Origin of the sequence: Caballeronia sp. LZ008, assembly GCF_031451435.1 — a bacterium.
Classification (GTDB): Bacteria; Pseudomonadota; Gammaproteobacteria; order Burkholderiales; family Burkholderiaceae; genus Caballeronia; species Caballeronia zhejiangensis.
This window is the reverse complement of record NZ_JARUXK010000007.1, coordinates 27361-48772: the sequence shown is the minus strand read 5'-3', so window position 1 is coordinate 48772 and position 21412 is coordinate 27361. Positions and strand designations below refer to the sequence as shown.

Sequence of the window (21412 nt, the reverse complement as noted above, 5' to 3'; positions counted from 1 at the left end):
TTATCAGGTACCGACCGGGCCCCTCGATGAAACTACTATCCGGGTCATCGAACTTTGCCACGGCTTCTAGCTTCCACTCTTGCTGGTATTTCCTGTCGCCGGCGCTGCCGGCGCGGGACTGCTCGGCGGTGTGGGTTTAACACTTTGCATCGGAAGTCCAGTCAAACCACGCTGCACCGTTCCTGTCGGCCCCTGTACCTTTTGCATTGCCATTCCCGTTACTCCGTCGTAGATAAGCTTGTTTGTTCCGGCCGCGTTCGCACCTCGAAGATTTGTTGATACAAAAAATGTCGTGAAGATCAAGGCGACAGCGAATGCAGTTGCGGACATCCAATGGTTCACATGATTCGCACAATGATCCCACCACGTCTGCTCGTTCATCGCTTCGTCTTCGGACTTGAGGTAGTACCTCTCAGCTCTATCCAATTGCAAGGTCACGACTCGCAAGCTCAAGACGTAGGACGCAATAACGAGCACCATCGCCAACGTGAAGAAGAACCAAGAGCCGTATAGCGCCCATGCGAACTCAGCTTGACGAATCGGAATGAAGTCCTTCAAAAACCCGAGCGAAAGAGCGAGGCCCGCACCCGAATACGTCAGGATGGACTTGTCGAGATTCTCCGCGTTCGAGATCTGGCGCTTCGACAAATCGTCCCGGTTACGCTCGTACAGGCGTTTGCGCTCAGCGGTATCGTCCGCCGGCTCACAAAGGTCTTCGTACATCTCTCGGCCTGCTATTTCGAGTTCTCGCCGCCTTGCTTATCGCCATTCGGATTACCAGCTCCTCGAGTGATGGGCTGCATTTTTTGGCCAGTCACTCCGCCGTGAACGGTTCGCGTCGGGGCCTGGAGGCCTCGCCCTTTACCTACAGGCAACACAAAGATCGGCAACTTCGTCATCGTCGCATCTCGAAAAAATTTCTCGGTTGACCCGCGCTAAGCAGAGTCAGGCGTTCGCTTGTTTGGCACTGTATATAAACACAGATCGGATCGAATGTCCACAACACTTTGACGTGAATCGCTAGTAAAGCACAATATATAGTGTATATAGTCAAAAAGCATGGATCGACTATTTCGATAGAAACTACAATCATCGGTTTTTTGTCGCCCCGGTTCTGCTTGCGTGCTTCGACGTCCAGGGCCTCTACTCGCCTTCATGCGACGGCCCGCTTTCTCGACCGGCGGGATCTCATGCTCGAATTCGAACGACGGCGGTTCTTTCTCGTTCACCTTTGCAACGCCGGCGACAGAAAAGGCCTCGAGTGGGACACCGTTGGTCCGACAAGGACCATCGAAGCAATCCCGGAAAAGCTCACCTCTTGTGGCAGCACCGCGGCTAACCGGGGCTATGTGTTGTTCAAACGGCGCTGGGTGAAAGAGATGGCCAATACCAAGAACCCGGCGAAAAGGCGAACACCTCCTGCACCTGTCGCGCCACGAAAGGAAAGCGACAGCCGGTCAGGTTTAGAGGGTACTTGTGAGGAGGCCGAGCCTTTTCCGCCGACATGAAGCGGTAGCGGTACGCTTCATGCATCTAGGCGTGGAGCACCCATTCGCGTAAGCCCAGCGAATTGGGCTGCGGCAATCGACTAAAGGAAAGCATCGTGGACGCGCTTCCGATACATCGACTAACCCTTCCCGCCTTCGCGCTTCTGCTCGCCGGATGCGTCGCCGACGGGGTGCCATACACCGGCAGGCATCTAAGTCCGACAGAGTGTCACGACCTGGCCACCCTGAGGAGCAATTCACCGCCGACCATGGCGCAACACCAAAGTGAACTAGGGGCGCTGCGAAAAGCTGGCTACGACCCGTCGCCGTGGTATGACGACCCTTACTATCCTGACGATCTGCAGGCGGCACAGCGACTTGTCGACTATTGGTTCCAGACAGAGTGCCAGCAGCCTCAACCCAACTGAAAGGCACACGTGAAGCGGGACAGCAATGGCTTCACGCTTCCGGTGAACTCGATACACGGGTCCGGCGGCCGAGCACAGAAAAAAGCCCGCTCATTCGGCGGGCTGAATACACATCGGTGAGACATGGAGGAGACGGCTTTAGTATAAACCCGTATATGACGTTTGCAAGCGCTTTCGGTCCTCGCATGGCTGCTTCCTGCAACTCGGCGATTGCATGTGGCCATGCAATTGGGTCACCGGCATTCCAAAAGGCGGCTCGAGGCAGCGCGGGAAGCGGGCCTCCGTTACGCCTTTCGGGCAAGTCTCGCGTGAAAACGGTAACAGTTCTCGCAATCGCTTCCAGCGCCCGAAGGAATGAGCCCCTCCGTTCGTGCGCTGCATGGGACCCGACTGCCCGACCATCCGCATACGATGGCGCGGCAACCGGCTTTGAATCGCCTGTCGAAGGCGGTGGAGCGTTGCTATCGCCGCAGGGCGGTCTCGGCGCTAACGTTTTGCAAGCACTGGGCCGAGTCGAGTTGTTCGGTTGCGCGAGCCTCCGGCAGTCCGCAGAGTGCTCGCCGGGTTTCCACCGATCAAGTCACGCCGCGGTTTGCCGACAACAATACTGTCGCGGATGTCGGCGGCGCAATCGACCATCCGGGGAGACTCAATGACTAAACTTATCGCCGCGCTGATCTGCATATCGTTCGTCGCGCCGGTTATCGCGGAAGCGCGTAGTGGCCACTATGCCGGCGGACACGGCTCGTCGCACAAGGGCGGCCACTACAAGAATTCGCGCACCGGCGATCACTACGAAAAGCGTCGCTAAGCGACATTCAGAGTGCGCTTCGCGCATCGAAAAAAACAAGTCGCGTTGGATCTTGTTTTACTACTCGGATCCAGCGAGCATGTCTCCGAGCGCATTTGCATAGTGCTCAGCCTTCTGAACCATTTCGGCCCATCCTCGCGACGGGTCGTTCTGCTTATTTGCAGCCCCGGCGCCGCCACATCAAGAGAAATGCGCCTTGATCGCGTGCACCGGGCGTTCGCGCTGCACCAAGAGACTAGCACGTTGCTAACCTAGTAGCTGAGCGCGGCTTCGACGTCTCGCGCTTGCCGACTGGAATAAGAAGACAGCAGCCATCCGAATATCTAGCTTGTATCTTGTCCGGCCCTGCCGGGGAAGTTCGACAACTAGGCGAAACAACCCATCGAAGCGCTCCTGTGCGTACTGGCGAGCGCCCTCAGGCTACTGGTCGCAGCCCGTAATTCGTTCGCAAGGGTCGTTAGCTCCGCATTCTTATTCTTCCGGCGCCTTGGCCACGGCGTTGTTTTTTGAGAGACAAATGAAACACGTGCCTTGCTCTAAGGGCTCTTCCGATTGCACATTGCCGTGACGGTTGCTACGCTAGCCGACAGCTTACGACGGCGCATGTGCTGGGCCTAGACGCTCCGGGGTGCTTCGTCTTAAGCAGCATTTCATTCCCGAGGAGAGTCTCAATGGCAACGAAGAAAGCTGCTGCTGCACCGAAGAATTCCCCCCCACCCACCAAGAAAGCTGCTACTGCTCGCTCGGCCGCTGTACCGAAGAAGGCCGCAGCTACAAAAACTGTGCCGGCGAAGAAGGCCGTCGTCACTGCCGGCACGCTCAAGCCTGTGAAGGATCAGTTCACGAAGTCTTCGCTCACGACCCACGTTGCAACCCAAGCAGGCGTTGAGCCAAAGCAGGTGAAGGCCGTGCTCGCTGCGTTGGAAGAAACGATTCTCGGCTCGGTGCACAAGAAGGGCCTCGGAGAGTTCACCCTGTCGGGCTTGCTTAAGATTAACGTCCAGCAGGTGCCGGCGAAGAAGCGTCGGTTCGGCAAGGACCCGTTCACAGGTCAGGAACGTTGGTTTGACGCCAAGCCCGCCACGGTGAAGTTGAAGGTGCGCGCGCTCAAGAAACTGAAGGACGCAGCGGCGTAAGCACGATCGCGGCGTTCAAGGGCTCGCTTCGTGCGGGCCTTTTTTTCGTCTGTCGCACAGTGCACGTGCCTCGCGTTAAAAGTCCCTATCAAGGCCTCGGCTCAAACAGCGGTCGATGGCAGATATTGAATTTTCATGCAGCGCAGTGTCTATCGTGCTTTCGTTCTCAGCGTTCGTGGCGCTTTCCCGCGGTCCTGCAACCAGGGCCTTGGGCCGAGCAAGAATCATGAGAGTTCGCTGCAGCCAATACAGCACGGTGGGTCGAATCCTTTGTGTCCGTTCCGCACTGGATTTGCTTTGCAGGCCTTTGCGTAGCGATGTCGTGATGTTGGCCATCCCGACCCATCGGTCACGCCACTAGGCGCAATGTCTCCAGCGCGGCATCGACCAACCTTTGCTGTCGCTCTTGAACTGAGTTGTCGTCCTTCCGGGTGATCTTGTACAGCGTCGCGGGTGCGGGAGCATCGAGCGCAATACGATGCACAGTGCAGCCGGTGACCTCTTGCAGCGACGGCGCGAGAAAGTTTGCGACGATCGCCCAGGCGCCATTGCTCAGAATCGGCGCCAGCATATGCCCCTTGTCGACGGTCGTGGTGATTCGCGATAGTCCGCGGCGCGCCCGCCACAAATCGAACGTCGACGACCATGGCAGGTAGATTTCCCGCGAAGGATCAAAGTCCGTCAGGTCGACCATTTCGTCTAGCTGCTTGTCGCCCGCATATGCGATAACCATCGCGTAGTCACGAATCTCCATCGACACGAGGTCGACGTGATCAGCGGGCGTCAGTGTGAAAGCGACGTCGAGATGCCCGGATGCCACCCGGTTGAAAAGCTGGAAGTACCGGCTGCTCTCCAGATGTAGGCGAACTGGAGGTCGCTGATCTGCTAGTGCCGTCAAAAACGGCGGTAGTACGTGAATCGCGACGGCATCAACTGCGCCGATTGCCAGATGGCGGTCATTGCTCGCCTTCAACTGTTCAGCCTCAATTTCCAGCATGCTCCAGCGCTCGGCAATGTCCAGGAAGCGCTCGCCCTCGGTGGTCAGCGAAATTCCGCGCGATCCGCGCGACCGCAGAAGCAGCGGATGGCCAATGCGCCGCTCGAGCGACTGAATCCTGTACGAGACCGTCGACTGCGTGGCGCAAACGATCTCCGCTGCTTGCAACAGGCTTCCCGAGCGGACCACGGCAAGAAACGTGTTGATCTCATCGCTGAACAACATATCGAAGCCCTCGATATCTGGTCAATAAAGACACGCATTGACCGATATTTAGCGCGTCTCTAGCCTAGAAGCAAGTCCAAAGAAAGTCGTCCCTGTTCAACGGTCTGCTCACCGGAGCTTCCATGGCTACTACGCGAATCAGCATCGACGAACTGCCCACCAGTCCATTCCACAAAAGGATTGCGCTGGTCGCCGCCGGCGGTCCTTTCTGCGACGGTTATCTGCTCGGCATCATAGTCGTGGCCTTGCCATTCATCGCGCAGGATTTGCATCTGGACGCCGTGCAGATGGGGCTCATCGGCGCAGCGAGTCTTATCGGCATGTTCCTTGGCGGCATCGTTTTCGGGCCGATGACCGACCGCTTCGGCCGACAATCGATGTATGTGCTCAATCTCGCGGTGTTCGTGTTGTGCTCGATCGCGCACTTGTTCGTGCACGACGTCACGACTCTCTTCTTACTGCGCCTCATGATGGGCGTCGCGCTTGGGGCTGACTATCCGATTGCCACCGCCCTCGCCTCCGAGTTCCTGCCGAATAAGCTGCGCGGGCCGATTCTGTCGAGCCTCGTGCTATTTCTGTGGGTCGGCTACACAATTAGTCTCGCAACCGGGCTGTTCTTGAACGGTATGGGAAGCGGAGTGTGGCGCTACGTGTTGGCGAGTGCGGCAATTCCATCGGCAATCTTTCTGCTGCTGCGCATGAACATTCCAGAGTCGCCGCGCTGGCTGATCTCTGCGGGACGTAAGGAGGAAGCGCGCCGAGTTGTCGCGCAATATCTCGGCGAGCACGCCGATTTCGATGGCCTAGTCGCCGAAACGCGCGTCGCTTCGGACCGTCGCGGGCTCGGACTGTCGAGTATCCGCGAACTGCTGGAGCGCGGATACGGACGCATGCTCGTCTTCTGCTCGATCTTCTGGATGTGCCAGATCGCCCCGTCGTTCGCCATCAAGACTTTTCAACCGATGCTGCTCAAATCCCTCGGCGTGACGCAGGCGCTCGCTGGATCGCTCGTCATCATCGCGTTCGCGATCGTCGGCACTGCGCTCGGAATGCTTGTCATCAACAAGATGGGACGCCGACCGCTGCTCATTGTTTCCTATGTGCTCGCCACCCTCTCGCTGACCCTTCTCGCGACGCCGTTGTCGAATATGGCAACAGTCGCCATCGGCTTGTTCGTCCTATTCACGGTCGCAGAAGCCGCCGGCTTGAGTCTGCAGTTCGTCTATCCGAACGAAGTCTTTCCGACTGACCTTCGTGCGACCGGCATGGGCCTCGCGATGTCTGCCAGCCGCATCGGCGCTGCGGCCGGCACATTCCTTTTGCCGATGACGCTGGCCCGCTTTGGTAGCGCCAACGGCCTACTGATCGCCGGCGCAATTAGCGTCGTCGGGCTGCTCGTATCCGTGCGCATGGCGCCTGAGACGCGCGGGATGTCGCTCGGCCAATCGCATCGAGTGCAGAACGCTCCGAACACCACCACTGGCATTAACGAAAACGAGGCACGCACATGATCGAATCCGCACCTAAGGTTGTCATCGTCGGCGCAGGCATCATTGGAACCACGCTCGCTCACGATTTCGCGAGCCGCGGCGCACGCGTAACGGTACTCGACAAGGACGAAGTTGCCAAAGGCGCAACGTCCGGTTCCTTCGCGTGGATTACGAACCAGACGAAATTCCGCAACGCTGACTCGCTGGGCGAAGAAGCCGCACGGGACTACTTCACTTTGCACCGGCTATCGCATTTGCGCTGGCGCTATTTGCAAGATGTCATCGACGACCTGCCGATTCGCTGGTCCGGCTGCTTCCAAAGCGCGGAACCCGGCAGCGACGAAGCCAACGAGCTGGCGGCCGAGCTCGACCGGCGTATTCGTTGGGGAAGCCCGTCGTATCGGGTGAGCGCGGATGAAGCGCGGGAAATTGAGCCAGGCTTCGAGCCCGGTGATGAGTCGTTCATCTTCTACACGCCCGACGAAGGGATGATGTCGCCGGTACAACTCACATCGAGGATGCTTGAGGCCGCCATCGCACGCGGCGCGCACTATTCACCGCACGATGCGTATGAAGGCTTCCGGAAAATCGCGGCTGGCTACGAGATCACAAGTAGGAGCGGCAAGCGAGAGGCGGACATCTTGATCTTTGCGGGCGGCATCGCGAATCCGGAACTCGTCGAGGGCACGGAATTGAGAGCACCGCTCACTCACAGCACGGGCAGCGTTGTACATCTCGCCCCATTGCCGCGTCTTTTCGATTCGGTCATCCTCGGCGCGCATGTCCACGCGATCCAGCGAATCGACGGCCGTGTGGTGATCGCCAAGCATTTCTCGGGCTCGCCCGTCGGCGACCCGAGCGCCCCGGATCCGGAGGAGCTTGTGCGCATCGCGGCGCGCGTGTTGCCGGGCCTGAAGGATGCGTCCGTCGAGAAAGTAACGGAGACGCGGCGTGTGATTCCCGCCGACGGCCTTCCTGTCGTGAGCCGTTCGACCTCGTTGCCGGGCATCCTGTCGATCACGACGAACGCGGGTATCAGCCTCGCTGCGGGACTTTCGCAACTTATCACGACCGAGTTGCTCGATGGGGTGAGCGTCAGTCAGCTAGACCCGTATCGCGCCGGACGCTTCGATCAGGCAGCGGTAGCGAACGCAACAGTGTGACTCGGGCGGTCCCTCTAGTCCTATCTCTTTGGCTGCCAGGCTTGTGAACGACGCCACACTGGATTGCGGCTCCCGGGCGCGCCGCACCTTCGCGGTCAAAGACACAATTTGTTCCTCTTTGAGAATAAGTACGCTCACGCCGTTTAGCATGAGCAATTGTTCAACGGCGTGCGTATCAAGACTTCGATCGTCGGTGCTTAACAGGAAACACTCACCTGGACGGATCGATCGTCCCTTCCTTGCCCGTGTACGGATTGACATTTCCTTTCGACGACCAGTTGTCGTACTTGGTATCGTTCGGATTTGTCTGGTGGTGGCCGGCCACGTATGTCCCGTTGCTGCGCGTGTACCCGTTCACGTAGTGCTCCCCGGTCCCGCTCGAGTGATAACTGCTGTGACCTCCCGAGTAGCCTCCGCCGCGCGCAAACGAAGTCACCGAAATCACGCACAGCGCAAAAGCGATTATGTTCTTCGAAATCATATTGGTCCCCATCGAACTATAAGTTTTCTTTGTCGGTCTTCAATAAACTACCGACGGCTTTTCCCACCATGTCAACTACACTAAAACCGCTACTCCCTCGTCAATCTATCCGACCAGTATCCGCAATGTGGGAAAGCTCTGTTAGTTGGTCAACGTACCAACGAACAAGACACTCACGGTCGTGGCACACATTTTCACGATAGTTCCATTGCTGCCGCGTGCGTTCCTTGAACGCGCTTTTGTCATTCACCACCGTTTTTGCCTTGACGAAAAGCGACGCGAGCTCGACGTCACGAGACGCAAGGTCGCCGTCCGAACAAATCAGCCTTTCCGCGTCTGACTTCGCTTTCGCGCAGTCAAAGCTGGGAGCGATCGCAGCAGCAATTGCGACAGCGGGTGCTGGACCGATCGAGGAAGACGGGCTAAAGTTCACCGATTGAACAGAACCATCCGAGACGGGCCCCGCAGTTTCGACGAACTTCGGCGGATCGTCCTTCTTCGTGAGCACGTACTTGCCACCCGAATACTGATAAACGTGGTCCGCCACGTACACGGCTTTTCCTGGCAGGCGATAGGAAATCGCAACCTTCACATCGTAATGTGAGGGATTCTTGCCCTTGATAAAGGTTGTCTGTGCTAGCAACGTTTCCTGATCAGACGTGCCGGTATCGCCATCGTCTATCGCGCTAACAAAGCGACCTTCCTTTGTTCGCACGAACGCTGTTGTCGATACTGTTTGGTAGCCTTGATGCATGTCGTCGCCGCCCACCACCAGTGCATACAAGTCATCTCCGGCTGGTACCCAATCGAAACGGTCTCCTACTGAGCCCAATGCCCCCATCGAAGCGACGTACGGTTGATTGGACTCAACCTTCCACTTGTCGCCGTCCTTCGCGAAGACGGCGACACCGAGTAGGCCCGTACACGCGTGACAGCCGCCGTCTTCGGGCATCGAGTCGGTTACCAATACCTTCTTGGTTTTCCCCGCTTCTAAGAAGTCGAACGTTGCAACGCCCTTCACGCGCATCACGCCTCCGGCCGGCAATTGGAGGTTTTCCCGCCACGCCAGATCGGACGGAACAGCCGCATCTTCCCATCGAGCAGAACCGCTCGACTGATCGTACGGACCGTACAGCAATTCGAGCGCCGCAGGTACATTGAAGTTACCTGCGATCGACCTCGAAGCCATCGCGATTCCGCAAGCCGTTGACATCAACTCGGCCATGCCTGGCTCCGACTTCGCGCTAACCGTGCCGTCGTTACCGGGATACTCCTTCTCCGCCGTGCCATCGGCGCGATACTGGGTACCCGAAAGCCTCCGAGTCGCGTCTCGACAGTTAGTGGCGACGTCAAAGCGGGCGTAGCCCTGCGGAAAGGCTTTCAACGCATGGATGACATAGTTGCTCCCGCTTCGGGCGATGTCAGAAGAGTTAAACCACAACTGCGCAGCATCTCCAGAGGCACCTACCTGCTGGTATCCCGGATACGCATCATTCGATGAACCGGATGCCGATTTGCTCCCCTCCTTCCCACAAGCAGCTAGTCCAAATGTGATCGCGACAATGGCCCAACCAAGACGAGCGATTGGACGCGACGAAGAGAGCAGCTTCATGCCGTCGCCACCTCGTGCTTACGTTCCGCGGATGCGCGAATTCTTTCGTCCGATTGCCGCAGTGACCGTGTGTTCCGTTCAATCGCGAGAAGAACAAGAACCAGACTGAAAAGCGCGACGAGAAGGAGCCCGCCAGCCGTAACCTCTGCGACGACCTTCAACGTCTCCCATTTCTGCACATTCTTCGCAGCAGCCGCCTTGTACCGTTCGCTTTTCACTTCCATGTATGAGTTGATCGCAGCAACGACGTCAACCTTCTTGGCCTCCGCCTCGGTAACGACCGCGCCCAGTTCGTCGAGATACGCTTGGCGTTCAGCAACAGGCGCGTCGTCGAGGTGACGCCTGAGCACTTTGGCATTGTCGCCGGAAACGTACTTCTGGAGCGCGAAGGGAATCTTGTAACCTGCGAGCGGACTTTCTTCCGGTCCTTGCTGTCCCGGTGGCTGTGCTCCCCTCGGGCCAGCGACCTCCTCTGGCGTGGTCTGTGGCGCCTTCAACGGTTCGACAATCTCTTGTGGCTGTACCTTTGTGTCAATCTGCTCCTGCCAAACAGACAAGCCGTAAATGACGCCTCCGGCGATGATGAGGAGAAAGGCCGTCACACAGATTAATGCGACCCCACGCGTGATATTAAAGAGCGCTTTTCGCTCGAAGCCCTCGACGATACTCATGGTCTACCTCGGATAAATTTTTAATTTTCAGTGTGAAGCGCATTCAGCGCGCAAATAATATATCCACTGCGACCAACTGGCTATCCGGTGCACGTGGCAGTTTTCCAACGATGTACTGAGAAAATTTCGATTCCTTGAATGTTGCGTGCCGCAGTGAGCGAAGTTTCTCGAAATCTCTAAAGTTTCTCGAGCCAATGCCGTAAACCATCTCGTTTAGAACACGACGCAGGCCCCGTCTCGACAGGATCTGCGACCTTCTGTTCGCTTCCTTCACGGTCTAAGGTCCGAGCGGGAGAGACACCACACCCGATGATGGCGCGGCAGATGCAATCCACGAGCGTCTCTCCGAGCACCACTTGGCTTCGACGTGCGCGAGAACGCTAGTACCGGTTGGACTCCCGTTCGCGGAGGCAAAACTCAAGGAGCCTGGGTTTGATCTCAAGGTTCGCCATGCGCAGCCGTTAGACCGACGAACGGTAACGAGAGGAGCGTCTCCTTGAAGCATGTTGTGATTATTGCGCTGGTCGCGTCATTGACGGGGTGCGCGAGTTGGTGCGACAACAGTGACGACCGCGAAAAATGTCTGAATCGTGTGCACGTCGCACAAGCGGTAGGCGCGGTGGTCGCCGTCGTCGGGGTCGTTGCGCTCGCGGCTCATGGTGGCGGGGGCGGTGGCACGAACGACAACTCGTACAAAGGCAATTGCCAATACGACTGGCAGATCGCGGCAGACGGGTCCCGATGCGGACTGAGATCTGCCGAGTCGAGGCCGGGTGGCTACTGAGCATGAGTGCTTCGATTTGCAGCAAGCGGTCGCGCTTTATCATCGATGAATCTTGTCGCGTACTCTTAACAGCACGAAGCATCGATGGAAGCTCTATGTCTTGCCTCCACCACCCGACTTTGGTAGGCAAACGACGGCTCATGACGGTTTCCTGCTGAGGCGCTACGCGACTAGGTCGTTCGCCGCGAACGAGAGACTCAGGCTACACGCTGGTGTGTTCATCGATGCACGGTGCATCGACACAGCAGAAATGCCGTGCCCACGGCCCATGCTCACAGAGCCGTCCATGTATGGCAGTCTTTTCGGGCTGCCAGGGCCGAACGGTCTTTGCGAACTGAGTCGTGACTCAAAGTTCACGACCTCGGCCAATGCACGGCTTCTGTGCGATAACAGTCGCTTCTGGGGCTCAGGTTTCAGGGAAGGTGCCGGGGGGGATACGAATCGGCGTTGCGCAAAACCATCTGTCAACGTCGGACTTAGTTTCCCCAAAACTGTCGGAGTAAAGTTCCCCACCCTGTATTTGCGTGGTGATCAGCCGTTCTCAGGATCGTGTGAGCTCCTCCGGGGGCGGCCTGGGCGCCGGCGCGGCGTTTCGGCGGACGCCGAGTGTAGAGATGATGGGCGGTTGCGTAGATGGTCAGGGAGTAAATCGGCGTGCTCGCGCAGACGGTAGGAAGATCCTTCAATCTGCACCACGATCGCGTGATGCAGCAACCTGTCGAGCAGTGCTGCTGCAACGACACTGTCGCCGAATACCTCGCCCCATTCACCGAAGCTGCGATTGGAAGTCAAGATGATCGCGCACCGCTCGTAGCAGGCGTTGATCAGTTGGAAGAACAGGTTGCCGCCGTTTGAGCCGATGGGAAGATATCCGATCTCGTCGACAATAAGCAGGCTGTTGCGCGCGAGGAAGCGCACGCGTTGCGGCAGATTGCCTTCGCGCTCGGCCTTCGCCATCGAGTTGACGATTTCAGCGAGCGAGCCGAAGTACACGCTCTTGCCGGCGCGAACCGCTTCGACACCCAACGCGATGGAAAGGTGTGATTTACCGGTTCCAGGCGGCCCGAGAAAATGAACCGCCTGTCGCCGCTCGATGAAATCCAGTTGCGCCAGCGTCATGATCCGATCACGATCGAGGCTCGGCTGGAAACTGAAGTCATATCCGGCGAGCGTCTTGATTGTGCCCAGTCTTGCTGTCTGTAGTGCCATCCGAATACGCCGTGTCTCGCGCGTAGTGAATTCCTCGCCCAGCAGCGTCTCGAGCACTTCCAGCATTGAGCTGTCGCCCTGCTCAAAGCGCTTCAGAGTGGCATCTAGAGCTTCGAGAGCGCGTGGCATGCGCAAGCCAACGAGGTAACGCTGTATCCGCTCGACAGTCGAGCTTGGAACGCTGTTCATGCGTGCCTCCCAACGTCAGCTAGGCGCTTTGCGACCTGATCATAGAACGATAGGGGCCGGCGTGCGACGCCTGCATTTGAAGACGGCAGCGCGCGTCCGGTTTGCGGCTTGCGCTTACCGGAGCGCCTGTGGCCAGGCAGCAGTGACGTTCGTCGTCGGCCTTCCAGCACGGGGTGCACTGCCAGCAGTTCGCCCTGCTCGTAGATCCGGATCTCGTGAGCCAGACTGTGAACTTCGAGGGTGCGTTTGCGAGTTCGATCGGGCACGCTATAGTAGTTTCCGCCGACTGAGACGAGTCCTTCGTGACTCACACGCCGCTCGAGTCGGATCACGCCATTAAACAAACCGGCGGGAAGCGCTTGCAACGTCGGGCGCTCCTCAAGAAAATGCTCCGCGACAACTCGGTGCGTCGTGCCATGCACACGAACATTGGCTACTGAGTCAAGCCACTCACGTAACTGGCGATTCATATCGGCAAGATTCTGAAATCGTCGAGCGAGGAAGAAGTCCTGACGGATGTATCGAAATGGGCGTTCGACCTTCCCCTTAGTCTTTGCGCGATATGCCTTGCATGCGCGCGGAGCAAAGCCATAGTGCTGCGCGAATGCGACTAGCTTTGCGTTGTAGACGATGTGCTTCTCGACTTCGCCCAGCACGGCCGCCTTCATGCGGTCGTAAAGCACCTCTCGAGGAACACCACCGATGTGCTCAAACGCTTCCATGTGACAGCGCAAAACCGTTTGAAGGTCTTGGTGCTCGACGAAGCGGCCCCACAAATAACGGCTGTGTCCAAGCACGAGCGAGAACAACCAGATCGAGCGCCGCTGTCCAGGGACGTCATCAAATTCGACATTGAAGTGAGCAAAGTCCACCTGTGCTTGAGCTCCAGCCGGCGTCTCGAAGCGCACCTCGAAGCCACGCTGCTTGGGTGGACGAACTTCTCGGATCAAATCACCCAATGCTGTGCGACCGCCGACGTAGCCCATCGCCTGAACCTCGCGAAAAACTCGTTCGATGCTCAGCTCGGGGTACTCACGCATACGCTCGGTCACGTAATGGACAAACGAATCGACGACACAAGGACGCGGCGCACGCGGACCATAACGAGGCGCCTGCACACCATTCTTAATGTATTTGCGAACAGTCTTGCGATCCATATGTAGTCGAGCGGCGATAGCCGATATGCTCAGCCCCTGCCGATGCAATTCCAGAATCGTCATAACCTCTCCCAGCTCGACCACCGATATCTCCCCGACGGATGCGAAGGCATATATGGTCGGTGATCGACGGGGCGCCACCGCTTACGCGGCGGCGCCAAACAAAAAACTGGGGAAATTTACTTCGACGAAAATGAGGAGTATCTATCCGACGCTGACACCATCGGTTGAACTGATCTTTCGACCGTGAAAAGACTTGATATTGTTTGCGCTCGAAGCGCAGCTACGTCCTGCTTACTGTGCGTGGCCAACTAGCAATATCGTCGAGGACTTGGACGCCGGCGTGATCCACCTGACGCGAAGGTGGGCGTGAACCTTGCTGCGTTGCAGCATCACCACCCATAGGAGGTTGTGATGCGCCCCTCTAGCTCCGTTATGTCGTGCATCAATGTTGCCGAACGTTTGATTTGTGCGAAGTTCGACCCGTCAAAAGGGCAGTTGCGTGTCACCGACGGGTCGAAGGTGCTGCATAAGCTTGATCCTCCCGACTCCTGGCTTGCTATCGCATCTGTTAGTCAGTCGAGCGGATGGGGAACGCACCCTGCCGAGGCTGATCTGAAGGCCTACCTGGAAGCTTACGCGGTTTCGCTGCAGCAAAGCGAAGCGCCATAATCTGGTCCAACCGTCGATCCGCCCCGCCCGCGTCGAGTATCGAAGATGCCCAAGGTCGGGTGCTCGCCGGAAAATCGAGGCACCGATGTTGACATGCGACTTGGGTTGGCGGGCACCTCGCAAGGCGTACACGCTCAATGAACGCGACCGCGCCGTGGGAGAAAAAGCCAGCAAGGCTGCTCAGATTTTTGCCTTGGGACCGATCGTCGAGAGCTTACTCTTTCCACGCCGATGGCGTGTCTCGTCATTCGCCCCTCATTGCAACCTCTTCTAGCTTTTTAGCGGACCGCTCAAAGGCTTATTGACTGGCACCGGCGCCCACCCCAGCCTTCTTCTGCGCGTTCTGTATATCTTGGGGATAATTCGGGTCGTTAGCCCTCGCCGGATTGTAGCCAGCGTCCTCAAGCTTCTTCAGTTCCGCATTTTTCTTCGCGCGTGCCTGCTTTCGCGCGGCCTTTTTCTGTGCTCTTGTCGCCGGCGCAGCTTGCGCCGTGTCAGTGGCGGCCGACCCGGTATCCTGCGCATACGAGCCTTGGGCTGCTGAAGTGCCCACAGCGGCCACGATCAATGACAGAGCAACGGTTGCGATCTTCGTTTTCACAATATCCCCCTTAAGCATGGATTCGAGTACACGTATAAATGCCAGCAAGGTCACCGACCGGTCTGGAAAGCTCTCAGCCAAGTCTTATATCTGACATCGAACCTTTACCGTAACGGGCTAGGAATCAGATAGGCGAGCTGGGTTGCAGCGAGGCTCAACTGCCACCGAAGACCGAAACTCCACGGCCCCGGACAATGGGGCCGCCGGCAACCAACCTTAAGTTTTTCGGCCGCTCGACCGGGTCGTTGCAGCTAAGGACGTCCCGCAAGCAATCCACAGGGCGAGGCGAGAACTTTTCAGCGTCGCCAGTGACCGTTTGACGAGCCCCGGTCACTCCCCATTAAGTCATTTGGGACAGCAATTTGTCGAGCGTTATAGGGTAGTCACGAACTCGGGCACCCGTCGCATTGTAAATTGCGTTAGCGATCGCGGCACCGACTCCGCAGAGACCAAGTTCGCCGACGCCCTTTGCTTTCATGGGTGAGGAAGTCGGGTCGATCTCATCAAGAAATACGACCTCCTGGTGAGGAATATCGGCATGAACCGGAACCTCATAGCCGGCTAGGTCGTGGTTCACAAAAAAACCATAACGTTTATCGACTACTAGATCTTCCATTAGCGCAGCACCCACACCCATAGTCATTGCGCCGATTACCTGACTACGTGCCGACTTCGGATTGAGAATTCGTCCAGCCGCACACACGGCCAGCATCCGTCGCACCCGAATCTCCAGCGTCGCAGCGTCGACGCCCACCTCTACGAAGTGCGCGCCAAATGTGGACTGCTGATAGCGCTTGGAGAGGTCACCATATTCCATCGAGTCTTCAGCGACGAGCTCACCTGCCGCTGCAGCTTCAGCGAGCGCGACGCGGCGACCACCCGCGCGAACGTAGCCGTCAGCGAACACAGCATCGGCGCTTGACATGTTCAGTCTCTTGGCAACCGCTTCTCGAAGCATTACGCACGCCGCGTAAACGCCTGCGGTCGAGCTGTTGGCACCCCACTGGCCGCCAGAACCCGACGAGACTGGAAATGTCGAGTCGCCGAGTCGGACCGCGACCTTTGCGAGCGGCAAGCCCATCATTTCGGCGGCAGTTTGCGCGATGATGGTATAGCTCCCAGTGCCGATGTCCGTCATGTCGGTCTCGACAGTGACGGTTCCCCGCCGATCAAGTCGTACCCTTGCACCCGACTTCATAGCGATATTGTTGCGAAACGCGGCGGCAGTCCCGACCCCTACCAGCCATCGACCATCGCGCGTCTTCCCGGGTACAGGGTTGCGCTTGCTCCAGCCGAATCGCTCAGCACCTACCCGGAAACATTCGACAAGCTGGCGCTGCGAAAATGGCCGATTCGGGTCTTCCGGATCGACCTGGGTGTCATTGATTGAGCGGAACTGGATCGGATCCATGTTTAGCTTTTCCGCCATTTCGTCGACCGCCACTTCGAGGGCCATTAATCCTGGCGCTTCACCTGGCGCGCGCATGGCATTGCCTTCAGGCAGATGAAGCGTTGCCAGACGCATGGCAGTCATTCGGTTTGCTCCCGCGTAAAGCAATCGGGTCTGGCCGACAGCGGTCTCGGGATTGCCGTGCGGCTGATCTCCAGACCAACTTTCATGGCCGATCGCAGTGATCTGTCCTTCCTTGGTGGCACCAATACGGATTCGTTGGATCGTTGCAGGGCGGTGCGTGGTGTTGTTGAACATCAGTGGCCGTGTCAACGCAACCTTTACTGGTCGTCCTGCGGCTCGCGCGCCAAGCGCTGCAAGAATCGCGTCGGCCCGCACGAACAGCTTACCGCCGAAACCTCCTCCAACGAAGGGCGAGATCAAACGCACGTTCTCACGTGGGATTTTGAGCGTCTTCGCAACGTCCCCAGCACCCCACGCGACCATCTGATTGGACGTCCAAAGGGTCAGTCTGTCGCCGTTCCACGCGGCAATTGACGCATGCGGCTCCATCATAGCGTGGCCCTGGTCGGGGGTCGTATAGGTGGCGTCGAGCCGTACAGGCGCGGCGGCCAATGCGCCGTCGAAGTCACCTACGGATGTCGCAGGTTTGCCCCAGTACCCGCTACCTGCTATCGGCGCGGAATCCTTGGCAGCAGCTAAGTCAAAGTCACCGTCTTCGCTTCTGACATAGCGAATTACAATTTTTTGTGCAGCGTCGCGCGCCTGCTCGAATGTCTTGGCGACAACGACAGCGACTGCCTGATGGTAGTGATCGACATCAGGTCCGGCAAGCAGTTTCACGGTGTTGTAGTCGCCTTTATCCAGCGGCCCGGCGTTATCCGCAGTCACAACCGCAAGGACACCCGACGACGATTTCACAGCTCGAAGATCTACAGATGCAATACGGCCTTTGGCAATCGCGGCGCCAACTATGAATCCGTATGCAGCATTGCGCATATCGTCGTGCCATTCGTACGCATACGTCGCTGTACCTGTGACTTTATGGCGCCCGTCGATGCGATCGGTGGCGCGGCCAACGTGTGTGAGCTGATCTATCGGATTTTGCCCGGCGGGCGTATCGAACTTCATAAATCAGCTCCTTGCTTCGGTCATCACGGCGTCAAGCGTGCGCTCGACGAGTTTTAGCTTGTAGGCATTGTCGTCAGTCGGCTTGGCACCAGACAGAAGGTGCGATGCAACAATGCGCGCACCCTGCGGCATCTGTGCCTCAGCAGCTTCCACTCGCCAAGGTTTGGGAGCGACCCCGCCAAGCGCGACACGTCCTGTTCCGTCGTTCTGCACGATCGCTGCGACCGACACCAAAGCGAACGCATATGAGGCTCGGTCGCGCACCTTGTGGTATATCTGCTTGCCACCTATTGGCTTCGGCAGCGTGACACCTGTAATGAGCTCCCCTGGACGAAGCGCGTCTTCGAGATGCGGAGTGTTTTCCGGCAATCGATGAAAGTCAGCGATCGGGATCACACGCGTAGAGCCATCGGCGCTCACGGTGGCAACGGTCGCATCCAGCGCCCGCATCGCCACTGCCATGTCGCTAGGATGCGTCGCGATACAAGCGTCACTACCACCAATAACCGCGAGCGAACGGCTCACGCCGCCGATAGCAGAGCAACCGCTGCCCGGTGCGCGCTTATTGCACGGCATATTGGTATCGTAAAAGTAGGGGCATCGTGTACGCTGCAGCAGGTTACCGGCAGTTGTCGCCTTGTTGCGCAACTGACCCGATGCGCCGGCAAGCAATGCGCGCGACAACAGCGGATAGTCTCGACGCACACGCGAATCGGCCGCCAGATCCGTGTTGCGAACTAGTGCGCCGATATGCAAACTCCCGTCTGCCGTTGTTTCGATACGGTTGAACGCCAGCCCATTAATGTCAATGAGATGAACCGGCGTTTCGATCTGCAGTTTCATGAGATCAAGAAGATTCGTTCCCCCGGCGATGAACCTAGCGCCAGGTTGACGGGCAGCGGCGGCAGCGGCCGCCGGTGTACTCGCACGCTCGTAGGTAAATGGCCTCATGACTGACCTCCCGCGACTTCCGCCATTGCTTCCGCGATGTTCGAATAAGCGCCGCAGCGGCAGATGTTGCCGCTCATGCGCTCTCGGAGCTCCATATTTGTCGCACGAGGTGCAGCGACCAAGTCCGCGCTGACATGGCTGGGGATTCCGGCCTTGATCTCGTCAAGTACGCCTACGGCCGAGCAGATTTGCCCGGGCGTGCAGTAGCCGCACTGGAAGCCATCATGCTTAACGAACGCGGCCTGCATCGGATGAAGCGTCGTCCGGGTACCAAGACCTTCAATGGTCGTTACGTGATTACCCTCGTGCATAACCGCAAGAGATAGACAGGAGTTAATGCGACGGCCGTCGACAATGACCGTGCAAGCGCCGCATTGTCCGTGATCGCAGCCTTTCTTGGTGCCGGTTAGATGCACATGCTCTCGCAGCGCGTCGAGTAGCGTTGTGCGCGTGTCCAAAGAAAGTCGATGCTGTTGCCCGTTGATGAACAGCGAGACACTTGAGACAACTGCGTCTGTTTCGCCGCGCTGTTCTTGGGCCACTCCTGATCCATTCGTTACGGACATAATGCCTACCGATGCCGCGCCAGAGCCGGCCATTTTGAGAAGAGCCCGTCGACTAATTCGGAAGCCGCCATTTTCCTCTGCAGCGTCGTCATCGACTGGTTTCGTGTTTCCTACCTTGTCGGTCATGAATTTCCCCTTGGAAGCTGCGGGAGCGAAACACATACTATAAGGCCGCAATAGGCGCAGATTAGTGAGACACATGCATAGGTCTGATGAACCAAGCGAGTCAATTGCACTGAAAGTCAGAACAAAGTTGACCTGATAAAAGGCACGACCAGCGCACGCGGAAGCCCCCGATCGCGGGTGCGCTGAAGTACAAGTAATGTTTTACCGGGGACTCAGGACAAGACAACGTGGAGGTCGAACCTCGGTTCTGCCTCGAGGGGCGAGAATAAATCCGGCATGGCAACGACCTGCCGGCGGTTCACCCCTTAGAAAGCGCCGCGGACTCTGTGAAGCGCACGGTGCAAGTCGAGCACCACCGCGACGGAGACGTCGGCTGTTCGCGTGTGCCGGGCGCCGCCGCCAACAGGGAACGGGCCACCAGGCTGGAGGGCCCGCGAATATGCGATGCCCAAAGCGGCTACTTTATCGCATCGTCCGAGAATGGCGGTTCCGGTTGCCGACACTGTATCGACGACGTGCCGGTCGGCTTGCCCGAATGAAGATAGCCAACTACTTTCCTGTCTCTTCTCGATGGAGAAGACCTCTAGTCTGGTCGACGCTCCCGCAATGCTTGCTTGGGAATACCGCGCGCGATAGCTACGCCACCAAGGATGCTAATCGCCGCTATGACATACAGACCCGTCGAGATACTGTTCGTATGTGTTTTAAGCCATCCGAGCAACATCGGGGCGAGTAACGAACCAAACTGTCCGAGGCTGCTAATCATCGCTATTCCGGTTGCTGCGGCCGCCCCGCTGAAGTACGCTGGCGGTATCGTCCAGAAGGTACCGGTCCCGCAAAAATACGCCACGCCTACTAAGCACAGACACGAAATCGCCATTACCCAATCATTGCTGAAATAGGTAAGAAGGACACATCCCGTAGCGCCGATGAATGTAGCGAAAAAGTAATGCCATCTCCGTTCCAGTGTTCGATCCGAGTGCCAGGCGTTGATGAGCATGGCCGTCGCCCCGACGACGAACGGAATCGCAGATAAGAGTCCTACATGCCATATGTTTTCGATACCAGACTGGTGAATAATCGTCGCAGTCCAGTAATTTAGGACCGTTCCCAGAAGAGGCACGGTCGTGTAACCGAGAATGACCAGATATACACGGGGATCGCGAAGAAGATGAAGAAAGCGGTGTCCGTGCGCCTTGGTTTTCACCGACTCATCCAGCGTTAGGTTGCGTAATATGATTTCGCGTTCGATTTCGGTCAGCCACCTGGCATCTCGAGGCCTATTGTCTAGAAAGAAATAAGCGACGATACCGGCAATTACGGCGGGCATACCCTCAAGCACGAAAAGCCATTGCCAGTTCCTAAACTCGAGCACTCCGACCATGTTGTTCAAGATCCATCCGGAAATTGGACCGCCAACGATGCCTGAAACGGCAATGGCCAGGAGAAAGCGCGAGGTGATGCGTGCCCGACGACCCGAAGGAAACCAATATGTGAGGTAGAGTATGATACCGGGGTAAAACCCAGCCTCAGCCGCTCCCAAAAGTGTGCGGGCGATGTAAAACTGAGTCGGTGTGGTGATGAATGCCATGCTGCACGAGACGACGCCCCACAGCACCATGATCCGGGCAATTGTCTTTTTCGCGCCAATCTTTTCCATCAAGGCATTACTCGGTACCTCGAAGAGTATATAGCCGACGAAGAATAGCCCGACGCCAAGGCCATATGCAGCGTCGCTTAGGCCAAGGTCCTTCGATAGTGGGATCTTTGCGAAGCCGATATTGACGCGATCAATGTAGTTAATGACCCAGCAAACGAAAAGGAACGGGATCAGGCGTACCGTCAACTTCCGATACAAGGACTCTGTTTGCGCACGTTCCACCGCACTACCTTGTGTGCCAAGCGCTACTTCGCCGGCGCTTCCCTGTACAACAGATGGCATGGTTCACTCCGTATTGAAAGATTGCAGGACTGAGCATCGGCGTGAAGGGTAGCGGGGGGGGGGGCCGGCCCCCCCCCCCCCCCCCCCCCCAAAAAAAAAAGGGGCGGGGTGGGGGCGGGACGCACCCCCCCCAGGGGGGACCACAACCCCCCAACCCCCCAAACAAAAACCC

Annotated in this window: 19 protein-coding genes; 7 read left to right on the top strand and 12 right to left on the bottom strand. The window is 57.7% G+C overall.

Translation table 11 applies throughout. The features are described 5' to 3' along the window. Nucleotides 1-66: 66 nt before the first annotated feature. Nucleotides 67-723 carry a hypothetical protein gene (locus QCE49_RS33015; protein ID WP_250460105.1) on the bottom strand — a complete coding sequence of 219 codons (657 nt, stop codon included), beginning with the start codon at nt 721-723 and terminating at the stop codon, nt 67-69. A 467-nt stretch (nt 724-1190) separates the two neighbouring features. Between QCE49_RS33015 and QCE49_RS33010 the strand changes: the two genes are divergently transcribed. The 4 genes from QCE49_RS33010 (at nt 1191) to QCE49_RS32995 (ending at nt 3862) form a co-directional block, all read left to right on the top strand. Then, entirely contained in the window at nt 1191-1508 is a 318-nt protein-coding gene (locus tag QCE49_RS33010) for a hypothetical protein (protein ID WP_250460106.1), read from the top strand. A 95-nt stretch (nt 1509-1603) separates the two neighbouring features. After that, complete coding sequence (locus QCE49_RS33005) at nt 1604-1915, top strand: DUF4148 domain-containing protein (RefSeq protein WP_250460113.1); 312 nt, start codon at nt 1604-1606, stop codon at nt 1913-1915. 652 nt (nt 1916-2567) lie between these two features. Beyond that, entirely contained in the window at nt 2568-2726 is a 159-nt protein-coding gene (locus QCE49_RS33000; RefSeq protein WP_250460116.1) for a hypothetical protein, read from the top strand. 671 nt (nt 2727-3397) lie between these two features. Then, nucleotides 3398-3862, top strand: a complete 465-nt coding sequence (locus tag QCE49_RS32995; RefSeq protein WP_250460118.1) for an HU family DNA-binding protein — start codon at nt 3398-3400, stop codon at nt 3860-3862. Nucleotides 3863-4211: 349 nt separating this feature from the next. Here the strand turns inward: QCE49_RS32995 and QCE49_RS32990 are convergent, their stop codons facing one another. Then, nucleotides 4212-5084, bottom strand: coding sequence for a LysR family transcriptional regulator (locus QCE49_RS32990; protein WP_250460120.1), 873 nt, complete (start codon nt 5082-5084; stop codon nt 4212-4214). Nucleotides 5085-5206: 122 nt separating this feature from the next. Here QCE49_RS32990 and QCE49_RS32985 point away from each other — a divergent pair, with 122 nt between their 5' ends. Both QCE49_RS32985 and QCE49_RS32980 read left to right on the top strand, forming a co-directional pair. Next, nucleotides 5207-6595, top strand: coding sequence for an MFS transporter (locus tag QCE49_RS32985; RefSeq protein ID WP_250460122.1), 1389 nt, complete (start codon nt 5207-5209; stop codon nt 6593-6595). Continuing rightward, on the top strand, nt 6595-7737 hold the full coding sequence (locus tag QCE49_RS32980; RefSeq protein ID WP_250460149.1) for an FAD-binding oxidoreductase: 1143 nt from the start codon (nt 6595-6597) through the stop codon (nt 7735-7737). Before QCE49_RS32985 ends, QCE49_RS32980 begins: the two co-directional genes overlap by 1 nt. Nucleotides 7738-7948: 211 nt before the next feature. On the opposite strand, the gene QCE49_RS32975 is transcribed toward QCE49_RS32980, so the two are convergent. From QCE49_RS32975 to istA, 5 genes are all read right to left on the bottom strand, one after another. After that, complete coding sequence (locus tag QCE49_RS32975) at nt 7949-8218, bottom strand: hypothetical protein (RefSeq protein WP_250460125.1); 270 nt, start codon at nt 8216-8218, stop codon at nt 7949-7951. Between the two features lie 100 nt (nt 8219-8318). Beyond that, nucleotides 8319-9830 (bottom strand): lysozyme inhibitor LprI family protein, encoded by a 1512-nt coding sequence (locus QCE49_RS32970; RefSeq protein ID WP_250460127.1) that lies wholly within the window; start codon nt 9828-9830, stop codon nt 8319-8321. Beyond that, nucleotides 9827-10501 carry a hypothetical protein gene (locus QCE49_RS32965; protein WP_250460129.1) on the bottom strand — a complete coding sequence of 225 codons (675 nt, stop codon included), beginning with the start codon at nt 10499-10501 and terminating at the stop codon, nt 9827-9829. Before QCE49_RS32965 ends, QCE49_RS32970 begins: the two co-directional genes overlap by 4 nt. Nucleotides 10502-11816: 1315 nt before the next feature. After that, nucleotides 11817-12683 carry an IS21-like element helper ATPase IstB gene (istB, locus tag QCE49_RS32960; RefSeq protein ID WP_053572918.1) on the bottom strand — a complete coding sequence of 289 codons (867 nt, stop codon included), beginning with the start codon at nt 12681-12683 and terminating at the stop codon, nt 11817-11819. After that, nucleotides 12680-13903 (bottom strand): IS21 family transposase, encoded by a 1224-nt coding sequence (gene istA / locus QCE49_RS32955; protein ID WP_250460131.1) that lies wholly within the window; start codon nt 13901-13903, stop codon nt 12680-12682. Before istA ends, istB begins: the two co-directional genes overlap by 4 nt. A gap of 351 nt (nt 13904-14254) precedes the next feature. On the opposite strand from istA, the gene QCE49_RS32950 reads away from it, so the two are divergent. Further along, nucleotides 14255-14512 (top strand): hypothetical protein, encoded by a 258-nt coding sequence (locus QCE49_RS32950; RefSeq protein ID WP_250460140.1) that lies wholly within the window; start codon nt 14255-14257, stop codon nt 14510-14512. Between the two features lie 298 nt (nt 14513-14810). Here the strand turns inward: QCE49_RS32950 and QCE49_RS32945 are convergent, their stop codons facing one another. The 5 genes from QCE49_RS32945 to QCE49_RS32925 all read right to left on the bottom strand — a co-directional run bounded on the left by QCE49_RS32945 (nt 14811) and on the right by QCE49_RS32925 (nt 21240). Continuing rightward, entirely contained in the window at nt 14811-15131 is a 321-nt protein-coding gene (locus tag QCE49_RS32945) for a hypothetical protein (protein WP_250460151.1), read from the bottom strand. Between the two features lie 322 nt (nt 15132-15453). Next, nucleotides 15454-17655, bottom strand: a complete 2202-nt coding sequence (paoC, locus tag QCE49_RS32940) for an aldehyde oxidoreductase molybdenum-binding subunit PaoC (protein ID WP_250460143.1) — start codon at nt 17653-17655, stop codon at nt 15454-15456. A gap of 3 nt (nt 17656-17658) precedes the next feature. Further along, nucleotides 17659-18606: a xanthine dehydrogenase family protein subunit M gene (locus QCE49_RS32935; RefSeq protein ID WP_250460145.1), complete on the bottom strand. Its 948-nt coding sequence runs from the start codon at nt 18604-18606 to the stop codon at nt 17659-17661. Next, nucleotides 18603-19298 (bottom strand): aldehyde dehydrogenase iron-sulfur subunit PaoA, encoded by a 696-nt coding sequence (gene paoA, locus QCE49_RS32930; protein ID WP_284508447.1) that lies wholly within the window; start codon nt 19296-19298, stop codon nt 18603-18605. The genes QCE49_RS32935 and paoA overlap by 4 nt, the downstream gene beginning before the upstream one ends. 583 nt (nt 19299-19881) lie before the next feature. Then, a complete protein-coding gene (locus tag QCE49_RS32925) occupies nt 19882-21240 on the bottom strand; it encodes an MFS transporter (protein ID WP_309806842.1) in 1359 nt (452 codons plus the stop codon). Nucleotides 21241-21412 lie beyond the last annotated feature (172 nt).